Source organism: Streptomyces sp. NBC_01591 (assembly GCF_035918155.1).
In the GTDB taxonomy this organism is placed as follows: domain Bacteria; phylum Actinomycetota; class Actinomycetes; order Streptomycetales; family Streptomycetaceae; genus Streptomyces.
The window spans coordinates 2,805,505-2,823,473 of the sequence record NZ_CP109327.1 but is presented as its reverse complement, the minus strand read 5'-3'; the positions used below and the strand labels follow the sequence as shown (position 1 = coordinate 2,823,473).

The window sequence follows — 17,969 nt, the reverse complement described above, 5'->3', positions numbered from 1 at the left end:
CAGGGCCGTCGGCGTCCGGCCCGTTCCTGCTCAGCAGGCCATAACCGTATGAAAAGGCCAGGATGGGGATGTAGCGGACCCGAGGAGATGTTCCATGGCCCAGCACCTGAGCCCCCCGGCCCCGGCCCCCGGCGAATTGCGCTCGACGCGGTCGGTCCTCGTGGCCATCGGGGCGCTGCTCCTCGGCATGCTTCTGGCCGCACTCGATCAGACCATCGTCTCCACCGCACTGCCCACCATCGTCAGCGACCTCGGCGGACTGGAACATCTCTCCTGGGTGGTCACGGCCTATCTGCTGGCGGCGACCGCCGCGACCCCGCTCTGGGGCAAGCTCGGTGACCAGTACGGCCGCAAGAAGCTCTTCCAGGTCGCCATCGTCATCTTCCTCATCGGTTCGGCGCTCTGCGGCATCGCCCAGAACATGCCGCAGCTCATCGGCTTCAGGGCCCTTCAGGGCCTCGGTGGCGGCGGCCTCATGGTGCTCTCGATGGCGATCGTCGGCGATATCGTCGCGCCGCGCGAACGAGGCAAGTACCAGGGCCTGTTCGGGGCGGTCTTCGGTGCGACGAGCGTCCTCGGACCGCTCCTCGGCGGTCTGTTCACCGAACACCTCAGCTGGCGGTGGGTCTTCTACATCAACCTGCCGATCGGTGTCGTGGCACTCCTCGTGATCGCTGCCGCGCTGCACATCCCGGTCCGCCGCACGAAACACACCATCGACTACCTCGGCACCTTCCTCATCGCCTCCGTCGCCACCTGCATGGTCCTCGTCGCCTCGCTCGGCGGCACCACCTGGGCCTGGGACTCGGCGCAGATCATCGGTCTCGCCGTGCTGAGCGTGCTGCTGCTGATCGCCTTCGTGTACGCGGAGCGCCGGGCCGCCGAACCCGTCATCCCGCTGAAGCTCTTCCGGATCAGGACCTTCAGCCTCGTCGCCGTCATCAGCTTCGTCGTCGGCTTCGCGATGTTCGGCGCGATGACCTACCTGCCGACCTTCCTGCAGGTGGTGCACTCCATCTCACCGACGATGTCCGGTGTGCACATGCTCCCGATGGTGCTGGGCATGCTCCTCACCTCGACCGCGTCCGGACAGATCGTCAGCCGCACCGGCCGCTGGAAGGTCTTCCCGATCGCGGGCACCGGCCTCACCGCCATCGGACTCCTGCTGCTGCACCGGCTCACGGAGACCAGCAGTACCTGGGAGATGAGCAGTTACTTCTTCGTCTTCGGCGCCGGGCTCGGCCTGGTGATGCAGGTCCTGGTACTGATCGTGCAGAACGCCGTCACGTACGAGGATCTCGGCGTCGCCACCTCCGGAGCCACCTTCTTCCGCTCCATCGGCGCCTCGTTCGGCGTCGCCGTCTTCGGCACGATCTTCACCAACCGGCTCACCGACAAACTGTCCGCGGCACTCGCCGGCCAGCCGCTGCCCCCCGGGGCCGGTGTGGACGGGCTGGCCTCCGATCCGCGCGCCATCGGGCAACTGCCGCCCGCGCTGCGGCCCGTGGTGCTCCACGCGTACTCGACATCGATCACCGACGTGTTCCTGTACGCGGCACCGGTCGTGCTGATCGCCTTCGTCTTCGCCTGGTTCCTCAAGGAGGACAAGCTGCGCGGCTCGGTGACCGCTCCGGAGGCCAGCGAGACCCTGGCGTCGAACCCGGTCGAGCGGTCCTCGTACGACGAATGCGCCCGCGCGCTCTCGGTGCTCGCCACGCGAGAGGGGCGCCGCGAGGTCTATGTGAAGATCACCAAGAGGGCGGGCTACGACCTGCTGCCCGCGGCCAGCTGGATGCTGCTGCGGATCAGACGGCACGGCACGGTCGAACCGGCCATGCTCGCCGACATCGCCCCGGTGCCGCTGCGGGTGATCAGCGACGCGGCCCGTCAGCTGGAGGAACGCGGACTGGTGCGGCGCGAAGGCGTGCAACTGGTGCTCACCGAGTCCGGCTCGGAAGTGGTGGTGAAGCTCGCGGAGGCCCGTGAGGCGTCCATGGCCGAGCTGCTGGGCGACTGGTGGGGGCCGGACCGCCCGACCGATCTGGTCAGACTCGTGGAGGAACTGACCGCCGAGACGAGCGGGTCGAGCAAGGAACGGCCGCACAGCCCCGAACCGAAACGGGACCATGCGGCCTGAACCCGGTACGCCCTACGAGCCGTATGACGTCGCGGAGGTAGCGGACGTCGCGGAGGTAGCGGACAGCTCCTTCGCGAACCAGTGCTCCGCGTACTGCCGCCGGTGGAACGCCGGGACCTCCCGGTAGCCGTGTTTGGCGTACAGCCCCCGTGCCTCGACCAGGTCATTGCGGGTGTCGAGCCGGAGCGTGCGTATGCCGAAGAGGCGCGCCGCCTCCTCCACGGCCGCCAGGAGCAGTCCGCCGCCGCCCGTGCCCCGGTGTTCGGGGCGTACGAACACCCGGGTCAGCTCCGCGGTGTCCGCGTCCACCACCAGCAGCCCGGCGCAGGCCGCCGGCTTCCCGTCGAACCGGCCGACGACGAACTGGCCGGTGGGCGGGACGAGCCGGTCGGCCCCGTCGTCGGTGAGCCCCTCGTCGATCTCCTCGGCGGTGGCCGGCCGCCCCCAGTAGCGGCTGGCGACCTCGTCGTAGTAGTCGCGGCGCAGCAGCGAGGAGTCGGGGGAGTCGAACGGTTCGGGGGCCGATGTCCAGGTCATGCCGGTCATTCTGACTTGAGCCCGATCAGGGGAGCCAACGATTTGGCGGGCACGGAGCCTCACCCCGTACGCAAGTGTTCGGATCCCCCGGCGCGGTCGACCTCCGCCGGCCCGGCGCTCACCCCAGCGGCGGCGGCACCGTGACCGTCGCCGGAGGCGGCACCGGACGCCACCGCCGGGCCCGCCGCACCAGCAGCACCGCGGCGGCGGCCGCCAGCACCGCCCCGAGCAGCGACAGCACCCAGGCGGGGATGCCGCCCACCGTCAGCAGCCGGTTCCGGTACACCTTGGTCCGGTACGGGGTGTCGGCGTCGGTCGCGCGCAGCTGATGGTCGCCGTCGATCCGCTCCGGGTGCGGGAACGACTGCTCGATCGCGGTGAGGAACACCGGATCCGCTCCCGTCAGCCCCTCGAGCGCGTCCGTGTCGTCCGCCGCCGACCGGGGATCGATCCTGCCCGCGTACGTCACCTCCGGCGCATCGCCGCCGATCGGGCCGCTCGGCTCCATCCGGTGCTCGGCGAGGACGTACAGGCCGAGCTGCTGCGGCGTCGAGGCGAGCTTCGACAACCGCATCGGGTAGACCAGCCGGTCGCTGGCGAAGCGCAACCGCAGCGGTTCGAGAGTGCCGCTGAGCGGATTGCCGCTGCCCCGGGGAGCGAGGCGGATCGCGACGTACTCCCACTTCTGCTCGACATAGGGCTTCAGCGCCGTCGCCAGCCGGTCGGGCAGGTCGAAGCCGTTGTCCTCCAGCCATTTCTGCAGCGCCTCCGGGTCGGTCGCGGCCAGCCGCGCCACATCGAAGGGGCCGAGCCGCTCCCGGCCGACCACCTCGACCGCTGGGGCCCCGGCCGAAGGAGCTCCGGCCCCGTCCCCGACATTGCCGGAGTCGGCGAACGGCCAGTCGTCGGAGCGGGGCCAGAAGTAGTGCCTGGTCACCGGTTCCGGCGCGGTGAGGACGGAGAGCTCGGAGAAGAGACCGGGATCACCGAGCTCCACGCTCGCGCGGTGCGGCACCGGCATGATCCACGCCGCCTCGGGGGCGTTCCCGCGGACCGTGAGCCGCATGACGATCTGCTCGGTCCGGCCGTCCCAGTCGACCACCGACGTCTCCCGGTCGACCGAGACCTGGGACTCCTTGCTCGGGACCATCGCCCCGCAGCCGCAGGCGTACGCCGGGCTGATCAGCGACCCCAGCTGCAGTGACACCAGCATCAGCAGCAGTGCCAGCGCACGCACCATCCACGCGCGCCGCTCATCCCGCACGCCCCGTGCGCCGCGCACACTCCGCTTCACCCCTGTGCACTGCATGTAGCGCCCGCCTCCCCCGTGATCGACAACACGGGGGAGGACGTACGGGCCATGGATCCGGTTCCGGACGAGGTTCCGGTTCCGGTTCGGACGGAAGCGGGATGACAGTCAGGAGGAAAGCGGGTCGATTGGGTCTATCTCGTAGCGTAATGCGAAGGTTTTACGGCACGCCCGACCGAGGGGCGGGCACCGGAACGGCGGGAGGGTCGGCGCAGCGTGGCGAACGCGGAGCAGAGTGTGAGCGCAGACGCGGCGACGGGGGCGAGGACCGGGACTGCCCGGGCTCTGCTCTGGCTGGTCGTGGCCGCACTGGCTGTACGGCAGATGGCGGCGGTGCTGCGGCAGCCGCCGGGCGAGCAGCTCACCGATCCGACGACCTGGATAGGCGAGAACGGCGTCCTGCGTGTGACGGGCTCGCTGTACGACAGCGACCGGTTCACCGGCACCCCGTTCGCCGGGCTGGTGCTGAAACCGCTGACTCGCACCGCGGAACAGAACCTGGGCGTCGTCTGGACCTTCGGCTCGCTGCTGCTCGTCGCCGCGCTGGGTATCGTCGCCGCCCGCGCGCTGCCGGGGCAGATGTCCCGCCGCACCGCGCTGCCGGCAGCGCCTGTCGCGATCAGCCTGCTGATGGTCTCGCTGCCGGTCCGCAGCGCGCTGCACCTGGGGCAGACCAGCATCCTGCCGGTCCTGCTGGTGCTGCTGGGCTGTCTCGCGGTCCGCGGGGAACGCGCCTCGGGCATCCTGATCGGGCTGGCGGCCGCGCTCCAGCCGACCGTGCTGCTCTTCGCCGCACTGCTCTGGCTGACCGGGCGCCGGCAGGCGGCGGTGACCGGCGGCGCGGCCTTCGCCGCCGGTACGGCGCTCGCCTGGGCCGCGATGCCGGGCGACTCGTGGACGTACTGGGTCCACCATGTCGCGGGCACCGGGCTCGGCGGAAAGGCGGACAGCCTCGCCAACCAGTCCCTGCACGGCGCCCTGCTCCGATTCGGCCTCGCGGGCCCGCTGGAGATCGCGCTGTTCGCGGTGCTGGCGGCCGCCGTCTGCTTCTTCGGGCTGCGTCGCGCCGTCCGGTACGCGAGCGACGGGCAGCTGCTTCTCGCCGTCGCCGTGACCGGCTGCGTCGCCGTCGCCGTCTCGCCGACCGCCTGGCAGCACCAGCTGCTGTGGGTGCTGCTCGCCGTGGTCGGCCGGGTCGGGAAGCGGGCCTCCGACCGGCTGGTCTGGCCCGCGGTCGTGGTCCTCGTGCTCACGCTGCCGGGGAAGATGCTGCTGCCGAACATCGAGGCGCTCTTCCCCGTACGCGACAACGTGCTGCTGATCGTCGCGCTCGCCGCGGCCTGCGCCGTGCCGTTCCTGCCACGCACCTCGGAGTACTGGCAGCATCCGATTCCCACGGACTACGCCGCCCCGGCCCCGGCCCGCTGGAGCCGCATCCCGCTGCTGCCGTTCTGGCGGCGGGTGCTGAGCCGGCCCAACCTGTTGCTGGAACTGCTCCTGATCAGGGTGGTCTACTCCGCGTACGCACATGTCAGGCTCGCGGCGACGGCCGGTCGCGCCACCGCCGAACACCACGGACACCAGATCCACTCCATCGAGCAGTGGCTGCACATCGACATCGAGCACCGGGTAAACCACGCGGTCGCCGAGGTCGGCCGGCTGAGGGGCTTCTTCGACTACTACTACTCCACCTTCCACTTCATCGTGCCGCTGGCGATCCTCGGTGTGCTCTACGTACGGCGCCCGGCCGACTACCGCTGGGCCCGCAGCACCATCGGCTTCGCCACGCTGCTCGCGCTGGCCGGCTTCTGGCTCTACCCGCTGGCCCCGCCGCGCCTGATGCCGGGGCTCGGCTTCATCGACACGGTCCACGGCGTCCAGGACTTCGCGAAGCCGGACTACGGGAGCCTGACCGCGATGACCAATCAGTACGCGGCGATGCCTTCGCTGCACTTCGGCTGGTCGCTCTGGTGCGGCGTGGTCATCGTCACGCTGGCCCCGAAGATGTGGATGAAGGCGCTGGGGCTGCTGCATCCGCTGTTCACGGTCTCCGCGATCGTCGCCACGGCCAACCACTGGGTGCTGGACGCGGTCGGCGGAGCGGCCGTGGTCACGCTCGGCTTCGGGCTCACCCACGTGCTGGCGGGGCCGCGGACGCTGCGGCCGGTGGCCGTACCGGAGGCGGCGAAGCCGCAGGGCGACCTGGAGCCGTCGGTGCCGGTACCGGTCCCTGTTCCGAGGGCGACGGGCGAAGCGGTGGACAGCAAGCGGCTCTGAGGGTGCGAAAGGGCCGAAGGGGTGCCGGGACGAACACATCGTCCTGGCACCCCTTCGGCGTGGATCGCCGCCTGACCAGCATCCGCCCTTCGGCCCCGGTTCGCCACTCGAACGGCTCAGGGGCCGGTCGTGCCCAGGGCCCAGGTGGCGAGGGAGAGCGTGGCCATGGAGACCACCGTCGAGGTCACCACGGCATTGCGGGCCACCCGGGTGTCCAGGCCGTACTGCTGGGCGTAGATGAAGGCGTTCTGAGCGGTCGGCAGCGCCGAGCAGAGCACCACGGCGAGAAGTTGGTGCTCCGGCAGATGCAGCAGCGGGCCGCCGACGGCGAAGGCGATCAGGGGCTGGACCAGCGCCTTGAGCGCCACCGCCACGCCCACCTCGGCACGCGCCGTGCGCGCCGTGCTCTTCGTACGCGCCCTGCCCTCCGCGCTCTCCGCACCCGCCACGCGCACCGGATGTGCCGCGTTCCGCGCGGGTTCCGTCGAATCGTCGGCTGCCGGGCGGGCGTTCAGGGACAGGCCCAGCGTGATCAGGGCCGTCGGTACGGCGGCGGCGCCGAGCAGATCGCAGGAGTGGGCGAGGGCGTGCGGCAGCCGCAGTCCGAGCGCGGACACCGCCACCCCGAGCATCGAGGCCATGATGATGGGGTTGCGGACCGGCATGGTCAGCATCCGCCGGAACACGACGGCCCTCCCCGGGCCCGGCTTCGTGCCTGCCCCCGCCCCCGTCCCCGTGTCCAGCAGCGTCAGGATCACCGGGGAGACCAACAGGACCTGGAACAGGATGATCTGGGCGACGAACGACGCGTCACCGAGCACCTGGACGGCCACCGGGATGCCGAGATTGGCGGAGTTGACGTACCCCGACGCCATGCTGCCGATCGCCCGGTCGGCCGTGCCCCGGCCGAAGAGCCGGCCGGCCGCCAGGAACCCGAGGCCGCAGACCAGCGCGGTACCCGCGGCGAAGGCCACCATCGAGGAGTTGGCGAAGGTGCTCAGCCGCGCCCCGGAGACCATGGTGAACAGGGCGGCGGGCATGGCCACATGGAAGACGAACCGGCCGAGCACGGCCTCCGCCCGCTCACCGAGCAGACCGCTGCGGCCGACCGCGTAACCGATCGCGGTGAGCATCCAGATGGGCGCGAAGGCGGAGAGCAGGGCGTGCATGCCCGTCATGATCCTCGCGCAGTTGTGCGCATCCCGCGCGGGGGTTCAGCAGGGGCGCGGTCCGGTACGGACGGCGGGGGCCGGGGCGTGAGGGATGGAACCCCCGCCGTCCGGAACCGACGGCAGCTGTCAGCTCCCGGCGGCGGTACCGGCACCGGCGGCGCTCGGGCCGGTGCTGACCTGAAGCTGCTTGATCCCGTTGAGCCACGCCGAGCGCAGCCGCCGCGGATCGCCGACCGGCCGCAGGTCGGGCAGGACGTCCGCGATCGCGTTGAAGATCAGGTTGATCTCCATCACGGCCAGGGACTTGCCGAGGCAGAAGTGCGGACCGCCGCCGCCGAAGCCGAGATGGGGGTTGGGGTCGCGGGTGATGTCGAAGGTCTCCGGGTTCTCGAAGACCTCGGGGTCGTTGTTGGCCGACGAGTAGAACAGCCCGACCCGGTCGCCCTTCTTGATCCGCTGTCCGCCCAGTTCGGTGTCCTGGGTGGCGGTCCGCTGGAAGGAGACCACGGGGGTGGCCCAGCGGACGATCTCCTCGGCGGTCGTCTCCGGGCGCTCGCGCTTGTAGAGCTCCCACTGGTCGGGGTGGGTGAGGAAGGCGTGCATGCCGTGGCTGATGGCGTTACGGGTGGTCTCGTTCCCGGCGACGGCGAGCAGGATCACGAAGAAGCCGAACTCGTCGGAGGAGAGGTTCCCTTCGCCCTCCGCGGCTACCAGCTGGGAGACGATGTCCTTGGCCGGGCACTCCTTGCGGGCGGCCGCCAGATTCATCGAGTACGAGACGATCTCCATGGCCGCCTCGGTGCCGACCTCCTCGGTGATCGCGTACTCCGGATCGTCGTACGCGGCCATCTTGTTGGACCAGTCGAAGAGCTTGGACCGGTCCTCCTGCGGTACGCCGATGAGTTCCGCGATGGCCTGGAGCGGCAGCTCGACGGCGATGTTGGTGACGAAGTCGAACGATCCGGCCTCGTCGGCGGAGGCGAGCGCGGTCTCGACGATCGAGCGGGCGCGGCTGCGCAGCGCCTGCTCCAGGGAGCGCACCGCCCGGGGCGTGAAGCCCCGCTGGACGATCTGACGGACCCGGGTGTGCTCGGGCGGGTCCATGTTCAGCATGATCAGCTTCTGGACCTCGATCTGGTCCCGGCTGATCGATTCGTTGAAGCGGATGACCGCGGTGTTGGTGTTCGAGGAGAACAGTTCGGGGTGGGTGGAGACGTACTTGACGTCCGCGTGCCGGGTGACGACCCAGTAGCCCTCGTCGTCGAAACCGGAGATGCCGGCCGGCTGGGTGCACCACCAGACCGGTGCGGTCTGCCGCATCTGTGCGAACTCCGGGTGCGGAATGCGGGCTTGGAGCAGATCGGGATCGGTGAAGTCGAACCCTTCGGGCAGATGGGGGCAGGACATCGGCAACTCCAGGTCGGTCCGAGGCCGCCCGGGACATTGCCTGACGACCCATCAGAAGTTGACCGCAAGGTAGTAACGGGTTCTACAACTGGCAAGAGAGGCGGCCCGATCTGTTGCGTGAAGACTGGGTGAGGCCGGTATGAAGTGGGCGGCAAGGTGCGTGCACGACCCTTGCGTACCGGGGGTAAGCCTCATAAGACTGCTTGCATAACTAGAACGCGTACTAGTTCCTTCCGTGGGCGCCGGGACGCCCCTGCGGAAGTGCGAGGAGAGGACGAGCTCATGGCCGCGGAACCCGTCATCGTCGAAGCCGTACGCACCCCCATCGGCAAGCGTGGAGGCGCGCTCGCCAATCTGCATCCCGGCTATCTGCTGGGCGAGACCTACCGAGAACTCCTCGGTCGCACCGGCATCCACGCCGACTGCGTCGAACAGATCGTCGGCGGTACCGTCACCCACGCCGGCGAACAGTCCATGAACCCGGCCCGCAACGCCTGGCTCGCCGTGGGCCTTCCGTACGAGACCGCCGCCACCACCGTGGACTGCCAGTGCGGTTCCTCGCAGCAGGCCTCCCACATGGTGGCCAACATGGTCGCGGCCGGAGTCATCGACGTCGGCATCAGCTGCGGCGTCGAGGCCATGTCGCGCGTGCCGCTGGGCAGCGGCTCCAAGCACGGACCGGGCAAGCCCTGGCCCGACGAGTGGAACGTCGACCTGCCCAACCAGTTCGAGGCCGCCGAACGCATCGCCCGCAAGCGCGGACTGACCCGGGAGAACGTCGACTCGCTCGGGCTGATCTCGCAGGAGCGGGCAGCGGTGGCCTGGGCGGAGGAGCGGTTCAAGCGGGAGACCTACGCCGTCCAGGTGCCGACCACCGAGGAGGAGCAGGCGGCCGGACAGGGCATGTGGCGCCTGGTCGACCGGGACGAAGGGCTGCGCGACACCACCATGGAGGGGCTCGGCCGGCTCAAACCGGTCATGCCCACCGCCATCCACACCGCGGGCAACTCCTCGCAGATATCCGACGGCGCCTGCGCGATCATGTGGGCCTCCAAGCGGATGGCGCGCGCGCTCAAGCTCAAACCGCGCGCCCGGATCGTCGCCCAGGCCCTGGTCGGTTCGGACCCGCACTTCCACCTCGACGGGCCGATCGACGCGACCCGTGCGGTGCTCGGCAAGGCAGGGATGTCGCTCAAGGACATCGACATCGTGGAGATCAACGAGGCGTTCGCGTCCGTGGTGCTGAGCTGGACCCAGGTCTTCGGACAGGACCTCGAAAAGGTCAACGTCAACGGCGGGGCCATCGCGCTCGGCCACCCGGTGGGCGCCACCGGGGCCCGGCTGATCACCACGGCGCTGCATGAACTGGAGCGCCGTGACAAGGAGTTCGCGCTCATCACGATGTGCGCGGGCGGCGCGCTGGCGACGGGGACGATCATCCAGCGGCTCTGACGCGGGCATCGCCCCGCGGCTCCGCGGAGGGTGGCCGCGCGGCGCTGAGCGGCGGGCCCGTGGGGCGGGACGGTGGGGGAGCCCCGGCCGGTCGTCCGGCCGGGGCCGCGTCGCCGGTGCGACGGGGGGCGCGTGCTCAGTACGGCACATGGGTGGGGAAGGTGGCGGTGGGGCTGAACAGCGCCGCGTATCCCTCTTCGTGGTGGCGGCGGTGCCGCCCGGACCGGCTCACGTCCGCGACCGGGGTCGCGAGCGTGAGCAGCCCGTCGTTGGCGAGTTCCTGTACGCGCATCAGCAGTGCCCGTACCTCCAGGCCGAGTTCGGCGGCAACCGTCTGCAGATCGAGGCCGGATTCCCAGCTCCACAGGAGTACGGAGTCCATGCTCGGCGACCAGACGACGGTGTTCTCCACCTCGGCCGGCGGAGCCGGTGACGGGATCACGACGGGGGCCGGAGTCAGGACCGGAGCCGTACCGCGCCCGGCCGAAGTCGCTGCCGGGGCGGGCCGCGGTGCCTGCGGTGGTGGTGCGGGGATCTCGTCGGCCGGCCGCGGTGCGGGGTTCTCCGGTGCGACGGAGGGGGCGGCCGCCGGCTCGCTCGCCACTGGCGGGGCTTGCTTCAGAAGTTCTTCGGCGAGAGTCCGTGCGTCACTGCGGCCGACGGTGCGTCGCGCTAATCGCACTTCGCGTTCGTTGAGGCCCATCATGTCCGCGATCGATCCGTCGTCACCGACCGTGACGGCGAAGGCGGCCAGCGTTCTGCTCCGCTCCGCCTGCGTCTCGTCCAGCAACGCCTGTGCCCGGCGCATGCGTTCGTCGCTGGCGCAGAAAGCTTCCGCCAGGACGGTGTTCCGCTCCCAGAATTTTCGTGGTTCCACGAGAGTGACAACGCGCCGGTGGCCACTGGGAATGGATGAGCAAGCCAAATGCGCCTAGATGGACTAACAGGTAATTAAGTTGGCCAAGTGATATCAAGTGTCCTATTCGCTCGGGCGGGTGACCAGGGTGATTCGAGTGGACCGGGGTGACCGAATTGGGGCCGGTGCCGGGGCCAGGACCAGGTCGGAGGGGGTGCCGAGTGGGCCGTACGATTCACGGCCGACTACTGCCCCCGACAGTGGTGGACCAAGGTCCTGTGGGAGCCCTCACTCGCGGGGGACGTCAAATGTGACCTGGGCCTCGAAGTTGGCGCGGCGGGTGGCCCGGCGCAGCGCCTTCAGCAGCGCCCCGCCGACGGCCAGGGTGAGTACCGCGGTGAGCACCGCCCGGCCCAGGTCCCAACCGAGCGAGGTGGCCGCGCAGTACGCGAGGAAGCGGACCAGATTGTCGGCCAGCGGATCGCCCGCGTGGAACGAGACCCCCGAGCCGGCCGGGGGCACCATTGTCCAGCCGTACAGGTTCATCACCGTGCCGTACGCGAACGACGCCACGAACCCGTACGCCGACAGCATCAGCAGCTCGGCCCGCCCGCGCAGCCGGTCCGGGCCCGGCAGCAGGCCCGCGCCCATCGCGAACCAGCCCATCGACAGCATCTGGAACGGCATCCACGGCCCCACCCCGCCGGTGAGCAGCGCGGACGCGAACATGGTCACCGAGCCGAGCACGAAGCCGAAGCCGGGCCCGAGCACCCGGCCGCTCAGCACCATCAGGAAGAACATCGGCTCCAGCCCCGCCGTGCCCGCCCCCAGCGGGCGCAGCGCCGCGCCGACCGCGGCCAGCACCCCCAGCATCGCCACCGCCTTCGCGTCGAGACCGGAGTCCGCGATCATCGCGACGACCACCCCGACCAGCAGCGGCAGCAGCGCGGCGAACAGCCACGGCGCGTCCTGGGAGTGCGCCAGCCCGGCGCCGGGGTCGGCCAGCAGCGGCCAGCCGAACGAGCCCACCCCGATCGCGCTGACGAGGACGAGCGCGGCGATCGCGCGCGGCCCGAGCCGTACCGGCCGCGCCCGGCGCCCGCTCACGACGGCTCTCCCAGCGCGGCGCGCACCTGTGACACGGTCAGCCATTCCTGCGGGGCGAGGATCTTCGCGGTCTGCGGGGCGAACGCCGGTGACGACACCACCACCTGCCGGGTCTCCCCGTCCGCGACGGTCTCCCCGTCGGCGAGGATCACCACCCGGTGCGCCAGCTCGGCGGCGAGCTCCACATCGTGCGTGGCCAGGACGATCGCGTGGCCGTCGGCCGCGAGGCCCCGGAGCACCCCGACCAGCCGGGCCTTCGCCGCGTAGTCCAGGCCGCGGGTCGGCTCGTCCAGGAGCAGCAGCGGGGGCCGCGCGGTGAGCACGACGGCCAGGGCGAGCGCGAGGCGCTGGCCCTCGGAGAGATCGCGGGGGTGGGTGTCGTCCGGTACGCCCGGCAGCAGCTCGGAGACCAGGGCCCGGCAGCTGCCGGGGGCGGCGCCCGCGTCGCTGTCGGCCGCGGCGCACTCGGCGGCGACGGTGTCCGCGTACAGCAGATCGCGTGGTTCCTGCGGTACGAGCCCGACCCGGCGCACCATTTCGCGCGGCTGCGTGCGGTGCGGGGTCCGGCCGCCGACGAGGACGGTGCCGGTGGTGGGTTCGACCATCCCGACGAGTGTGGCCAGCAGGGTCGACTTGCCCGCACCGTTGCGGCCCATCAGGGCGACGGTCTCGCCGGGGGCGACGGTGAGCGTCACCCGGCGCAGCGCCTCGACGCGCCCGCGCCGTACACCGAGCCGCTCGACCCGGGCCGTGGCGTCGGCGACGGGCTCCGGGGCGGCGGGTGCGGCCTGCGCACCGCGGCCCAGCAGCCGGGCCAGGGCGCCGCGCCGTACGGGGGAGGGGGCGAGGGGCGACAGGGCGGGAGCGGCCACCGGCTCCGGAGCGGGCGGCCGCACCGACGCGAGCCGTTCGCGCAGGCCGGCCGCCCGGCGCCGGGCATCGCGGACCGAGAGCGGCAGGGGCTCCCACCCCGCGAGCCGGCCCAGCGCGACAACCGGCGGGTGGACCGGGGAGACCGCCATGACGTCCGCCGGCGCGCCCATGACCGGGGCGGCGCCCGGCGACGGCAGCAGGACGACCTGGTCCGCGTACTGCACCACCCGCTCCAGCCGGTGCTCCGCCATCAGGACCGTCGTACCCAGGTCGTGCACCAGTCGTTGCAGCACGGCGAGGACCTCCTCGGCCGCTGCCGGGTCCAGCGCGGACGTCGGCTCGTCCAGGACCAGGACCTTCGGGTGCGGGGTGAGGACGGAACCGATCGCGACCCGCTGCTGCTGGCCGCCGGAGAGCGTGGCGATCGGCCGGTCGCGCAGCCCGGCGAGACCCAGCAGGTCCAGGGTCTCCTCGACCCGCCGCCGCATCACGTCGGGGGCCAGGCCCAGCGATTCCATGCCGTACGCCAGCTCGTCCTCGACCGTGTCGGTGACGAAGTGGGAGAGCGGGTCCTGGCCCACCGTGCCGACCAGATCGGCGAGTTCACGCGGTTTGTGGGTACGGGTGTCGCGCCCGTCGACCGTGACCCGGCCGCTCAGCGTGCCGCCGGTGAAGTGCGGCACCAGACCGGAAACGGCACCCAGCAGCGTCGACTTGCCGACCCCGGACGGACCGACGAGCAGCACCAACTCGCCCTCGGGGACGGTCAGATCGACCCCGGAGAGGGTGGCGCGCTCCGCCCCCTCGTACCGCACCGAGACCTGCTCGAACCGGATCACTGGATCTCCTTGGAATTCGGGGCGCCCGCCGACGGCGGCATGGGCGCCACCACCGCGGGCAGCAGCCCGATCAGCACCGCGGCCGCGGGCCACAGCGGAAGCACCGGGGCGACCAGCGGCACGACCCCGGGGTGCAGCGCCGCCCCGTCGACACCGCCCGCCCAGATCATCGCCACCGCCACCGCGACACCCGAGCCGGCCACCAGCCAGGCCCGCGCACCCCACCGGTCGGGCCGGTAGCGGGTACGGACCGAACGGGCGCCGCCGAGCCGCAGCCCGGCCATCGCGGCGACGAGCCCGGCGATCAGCAGCGGCAGCCCGTACACCCCGCCCTGCGCGGCCAGCAGACCGTACGTACCGGCGCACACCCCGAGCAGCCCGCCGAGCGTGAGGACGTTCGTGGTGTGCCGGACGGCGGGCGGGACCTGGGCGGTACGCCCGTAGCCGCGCGCGTCCATCGACGCCGCCACCGCGACCGACCGCTCCAACGCGCCCTCCAGGACCGGCAGTCCGATCTGGAGGACCGCTTTGATGCCGCCGGTCGGACGGCCCCGCAGCCGTCGTGCGGTGCGCAGCCGCATCACATCGGCGACCATGTTCGGCGCGAACGTCATCGCGACGACGACGGCGACCCCCGCCTCGTACAGCGCACCCGGCAGCGACTTCAGCAGCCGGGCCGGGTTGGCGAGCGAGTTCGCCGCACCGACGCAGATCAGCAGGGTGGCCAGCTTCGCCCCGTCGTACAGCGCGAAGAGCAGTTGCTCGGCGGTGACCCGGCCACCGATCCTGACCCCCTTCGCCCAGTCGGGCAGCGGCACTTCCGGGAGCGTGAACACCAGGTGTGTACCGGGGATCGGCGAACCGAGAAAGACGGAGAAGACCAGCCGCACACCGATGACGAACAGCCCGATCCTGATGAACGCCCCGTACGAACGGGCCCACGGCGCGTCCGTGCGGCGCGCCGCCACGACGTAACCGGCCACCCCCACCAGCAGTCCGAGCAGCAGTGGGTTGGTGGTCCGGGACGCGGCGGTGGCGAGGCCGAGCGCCCACAGCCACCAGGCCCCGGCGGGCAGGGCGTTGCTCCGGGTCGCCTCGGGGGCGCGCAGCGGACGGCGGCGCGCCAGGACCGTGGAGCTGGTCGGGGCGGTCATCCGCGGCGGCGGCGGGCCTGCACGACTGCGGCGATGCCGAGGAGGAGAACGGCGCCGACACCGACGAGCACCCCGGCGGAGGGGCCGCCGGAGCCGGAGGAGGCGGCGGACTCGGCGGGTGCCGCGGAGGCGGACTCGGACGCGGCAGGTGTGCCGTGTCCGTCGCCGGAGACCTGTTCGCCGCAGCCCGAGTCCGGGTAGCCGGTGATCGCGCAGAGCATTGCGTCGCTGCTGTACCGCAAGGGTTTGGCCACCGCGGCGAGCGCCTCCGCGGCGCTCGCGTCGGGGCCGACCTGCGCGCACGCGGTGCGCAGGGCGGGCGGAGTCTCACCCACGGGGGCGTCCGAGGCCGTGCCCGGGTCGATGACGAGCGCGATCCGCTTGGTGCCGTCCTTGGCCGGGGTGTCCGCGCAGATCTTCGTGAATTCGGGGGCGCGGCGGGGCTTCGCCGAGTCCTGGGAGTCCTCGCTCACCGAGAACCGGAAGCCCTGCACCGCCCCGTCGTCCGGCCGGACCAGGGACGGGCCCTGGGTGGCGTACGTCCAGTCGGAGCCCGAGCTCTCCCAGAACGACCAGTACCGGTACCCGGCCGCCTGGGCCGGTCCCGCGCCGAGCACGGCCAGGACGGCGCCCAGGACCACCAGCAGCGCGGTGGCCCTTCCCGCGCGCCTCACGGCTGCCTGTTCTTCCGGCGGCCGCTGATCAGGAAGAACGCGATCGCAGCTAGGACGAGGCCGATGCCTATGTACCACCACACGCCCCCGATCACGTCGTCGCCGCTGTGGACCTGGTCCTTCTCCGTGGCCTCGTACCCGGTGTCGGCGGACGGGTCGGGCGTCACGACGGCGGCGGGCGCGGGGCCGGCCGCGTTCAGCCGGGCGACCAGGTCGTCGCCGCCGAAGTCCCGGGCGTTGTTGCCGGTGGCGTGGGCGGCCAGGATCAGCTGGGCGTAGGCGGCGGGACCGCTCTGGGCGGCCCACTCCGCGGAGTTCTTCTTCAGCCAGTCGATCGCCCCGGCCGCCTTGTCCTGGTGGCCGGCCGCGGACAGCGCGACGACCGCGTCCGCGGTGTTGCCGAAGTCGGGCTGCGGGCTCGTGTCGGTGGCACCCGGCATCGGCGCCAGGTTCAGGTGGCCGCTCCCCGCGAGGGCGCCGGTGAGGTAGTGGGCGCCGTTCTGGGCGGCCTGCTCGGGCGTGAGACCGGAGCCGGTCCGGCAGCGGGGCGCCTTGCCCGCGGCGTTGTTCCCGACGGCGATCGCCTTGCCCATCGTGCCGAGCACGGCGGCCGCGGTGGCGTCCCCGTTCGCGGCGAGCTTCCCCTTCTTGTCCGGCTGGTAGGCGAAGGCGCCGCCGTCCTTGCCGCCGCACGGGATCGCGAGCGCGAGCAGCGGGTCGTACGGGGTCTTGCCGCCGGGGGTCGTGATGTCCGCGAGCCGCTGCCCCTGCCGGGCGAGGGCGCCGATCACCAGGGAGGTGGAGTTGGCATCGCTGGGCGCGCCCGCGGTGTAGCCCCAGCCGCCGTCCTCGTTCTGCACGGACTTCAGCCAGCGCACCGAGTTGTTCACGATCTCCCGGTGCCCGCCGACCTCGACCAGCGCCTGGGTGGCGGCCGCGGTGGCATTGGTGTCCAGCACCGTCTTCGCGTCGCACGGCTTGGAGGCATCGGCCCGGAACGCGGCGTAGGCGCCGTTGGCGCACTGCTGGGAGATCAGCCAGTCCACCGACTTCGTGGCCGGTGTGACCCCTTCGAGCCGCTGGGCGAGGAAGGACAGCGACTGCCGCCACACCCCGTCGTAGGTGGGGTCCTTCGTGCCGTACAGCCCGGCAGGCAGTGCGACGGACGGCGAGGGCGAGGGGGACGGCGCTGCGACCGCGACCGGCGCAGCGGTCGCGCAGAGCACGGCGGCGGTGGCGGCGAGCGTTGCTGCGCTGCGACGTACGGTCATGGCTGGCGGGGCCTCTCCTGCGGGGTGAACCGGGCACAGGCACGCTCAGGCACCAGGCTCCGGCTCCGTATACCTCGACGGTGCCGACCACCGGGGGTCCGGTGGTCCGAGCCGGTCACGACCGCGGACAGGGCATTCCGACTCACCGTCTGCGACGACGGCTCACGGCTGCGTGGTCAGTGCCGGATTCGCACCGGCTTCCCCCTGAACGGGCATGATGACGACCCGCACACTCTACCGGGCGGGCCCGGCCGGGCCCTGGGCGGCTTCGGCTCGCCGACAACTCGGGAAACCCACTGGCGAGTCCGGCCCCGAACGGGCGACCATGTCCCGCATGAGTGATCAACCCGCACGCTGGAGCCAGGCGACCGTCTACCCCGACATGTGGGCGGACCCGGACGACGACCCCCGCAACAAGGACGGTGACAGTCCGGACGGTGAGCTCCCGACGCTCCAGGACTTCCTGACCGACTACCGGCTGACCCTGCGGATGAAGTGCGACGGCCTGGACGCGGAGCAGCTGGCCCGCCGGTCGGTCCCGCCGTCGACGATGTCGCTGCTCGGCCTCCTCCGCCACCTCGCCGAGGTGGAACGGGACTGGCGCAACTGGATCACCGACGGTGAACCGCTGCCGAAGCTGTACGGCAAGCGTGACGGGGACTTCGACGGAGCCGTCGCCGATCAGGCCGTGGTCGACGCCGCGTACGCCGATCTGGAGCGCGAGCAGGCCGCGACCGACGCCGCGCTGGCCGGGCACCTGGACCTGGGCGAGCGGCTGGGGAAGGACAAGATCTCCGTCCGGGAGCTGCTGGTGCACAGGATCGAGGAGTACGCCCGTCACTGCGGGCAGGCCGACCTGCTGCGCGAGTGCATCGACGGACGGGTGGGCCAGTGAGGCCCGGCC

Annotated in this window: 14 protein-coding genes and 1 riboswitch; of the genes, 4 read left to right on the top strand and 10 right to left on the bottom strand. The window is 71.7% G+C overall.

The genetic code is table 11. The features are described from left to right. The first annotated feature begins 94 nt into the window (after nucleotides 1-94). The gene (locus OG978_RS13175) at nucleotides 95-2,137 is read left to right on the top strand and encodes an MFS transporter (protein ID WP_326765412.1); all 2,043 of its coding nucleotides are present in this window, start codon (nucleotides 95-97) and stop codon (nucleotides 2,135-2,137) included. A gap of 12 nt (nucleotides 2,138-2,149) precedes the next feature. Here OG978_RS13175 and OG978_RS13170 read toward each other — a convergent pair whose 3' ends face one another. Further along, nucleotides 2,150-2,674, bottom strand: coding sequence for a GNAT family N-acetyltransferase (locus OG978_RS13170; RefSeq protein ID WP_326765411.1), 525 nt, complete (start codon nucleotides 2,672-2,674; stop codon nucleotides 2,150-2,152). Nucleotides 2,675-2,792: 118 nt separating this feature from the next. After that, the gene (locus tag OG978_RS13165; protein ID WP_326765410.1) at nucleotides 2,793-3,914 is read right to left on the bottom strand and encodes a DUF2330 domain-containing protein; all 1,122 of its coding nucleotides are present in this window, start codon (nucleotides 3,912-3,914) and stop codon (nucleotides 2,793-2,795) included. Nucleotides 3,915-4,268: 354 nt separating this feature from the next. On the opposite strand from OG978_RS13165, the gene OG978_RS13160 reads away from it, so the two are divergent. Next, the gene (locus OG978_RS13160) at nucleotides 4,269-6,260 is read left to right on the top strand and encodes a bifunctional glycosyltransferase 87/phosphatase PAP2 family protein (RefSeq protein ID WP_326770015.1); all 1,992 of its coding nucleotides are present in this window, start codon (nucleotides 4,269-4,271) and stop codon (nucleotides 6,258-6,260) included. A 116-nt stretch (nucleotides 6,261-6,376) separates the two neighbouring features. Here OG978_RS13160 and OG978_RS13155 read toward each other — a convergent pair whose 3' ends face one another. Both OG978_RS13155 and OG978_RS13150 read right to left on the bottom strand, forming a co-directional pair. After that, the gene (locus OG978_RS13155) at nucleotides 6,377-7,438 is read right to left on the bottom strand and encodes an AEC family transporter (protein WP_326765409.1); all 1,062 of its coding nucleotides are present in this window, start codon (nucleotides 7,436-7,438) and stop codon (nucleotides 6,377-6,379) included. Between the two features lie 120 nt (nucleotides 7,439-7,558). Beyond that, nucleotides 7,559-8,839 (bottom strand): cytochrome P450, encoded by a 1,281-nt coding sequence (locus OG978_RS13150; protein ID WP_326765408.1) that lies wholly within the window; start codon nucleotides 8,837-8,839, stop codon nucleotides 7,559-7,561. 282 nt (nucleotides 8,840-9,121) lie between these two features. Here OG978_RS13150 and OG978_RS13145 point away from each other — a divergent pair, with 282 nt between their 5' ends. Beyond that, entirely contained in the window at nucleotides 9,122-10,291 is a 1,170-nt protein-coding gene (locus OG978_RS13145; RefSeq protein WP_326765407.1) for a steroid 3-ketoacyl-CoA thiolase, read from the top strand. A gap of 136 nt (nucleotides 10,292-10,427) precedes the next feature. Here the strand turns inward: OG978_RS13145 and OG978_RS13140 are convergent, their stop codons facing one another. The 6 genes from OG978_RS13140 to OG978_RS13115 all read right to left on the bottom strand — a co-directional run bounded on the left by OG978_RS13140 (nucleotide 10,428) and on the right by OG978_RS13115 (nucleotide 17,065). After that, entirely contained in the window at nucleotides 10,428-11,168 is a 741-nt protein-coding gene (locus tag OG978_RS13140; RefSeq protein WP_326765406.1) for a hypothetical protein, read from the bottom strand. Between the two features lie 267 nt (nucleotides 11,169-11,435). Further along, on the bottom strand, nucleotides 11,436-12,299 hold the full coding sequence (locus OG978_RS13135) for an ECF transporter S component (RefSeq protein WP_442817680.1): 864 nt from the start codon (nucleotides 12,297-12,299) through the stop codon (nucleotides 11,436-11,438). Next, nucleotides 12,251-13,966 carry an ABC transporter ATP-binding protein gene (locus OG978_RS13130; RefSeq protein WP_326765404.1) on the bottom strand — a complete coding sequence of 572 codons (1,716 nt, stop codon included), beginning with the start codon at nucleotides 13,964-13,966 and terminating at the stop codon, nucleotides 12,251-12,253. The genes OG978_RS13135 and OG978_RS13130 overlap by 49 nt, the downstream gene beginning before the upstream one ends. After that, nucleotides 13,963-15,120, bottom strand: coding sequence for an energy-coupling factor transporter transmembrane component T (locus OG978_RS13125; protein WP_326765403.1), 1,158 nt, complete (start codon nucleotides 15,118-15,120; stop codon nucleotides 13,963-13,965). Before OG978_RS13125 ends, OG978_RS13130 begins: the two co-directional genes overlap by 4 nt. Then, a complete protein-coding gene (locus OG978_RS13120; RefSeq protein WP_326765402.1) occupies nucleotides 15,117-15,794 on the bottom strand; it encodes an SCO2322 family protein in 678 nt (225 codons plus the stop codon). The genes OG978_RS13125 and OG978_RS13120 overlap by 4 nt, the downstream gene beginning before the upstream one ends. Beyond that, nucleotides 15,791-17,065: a prenyltransferase/squalene oxidase repeat-containing protein gene (locus OG978_RS13115; RefSeq protein WP_326765401.1), complete on the bottom strand. Its 1,275-nt coding sequence runs from the start codon at nucleotides 17,063-17,065 to the stop codon at nucleotides 15,791-15,793. The genes OG978_RS13120 and OG978_RS13115 overlap by 4 nt, the downstream gene beginning before the upstream one ends. 109 nt (nucleotides 17,066-17,174) lie before the next feature. Continuing rightward, a riboswitch (cobalamin riboswitch) is annotated at nucleotides 17,175-17,309 on the bottom strand. An 81-nt stretch (nucleotides 17,310-17,390) separates the two neighbouring features. On the opposite strand from OG978_RS13115, the gene OG978_RS13110 reads away from it, so the two are divergent. Then, nucleotides 17,391-17,960, top strand: a complete 570-nt coding sequence (locus OG978_RS13110) for a DinB family protein (protein WP_326765400.1) — start codon at nucleotides 17,391-17,393, stop codon at nucleotides 17,958-17,960. The last annotated feature ends 9 nt before the right edge of the window (nucleotides 17,961-17,969 follow it).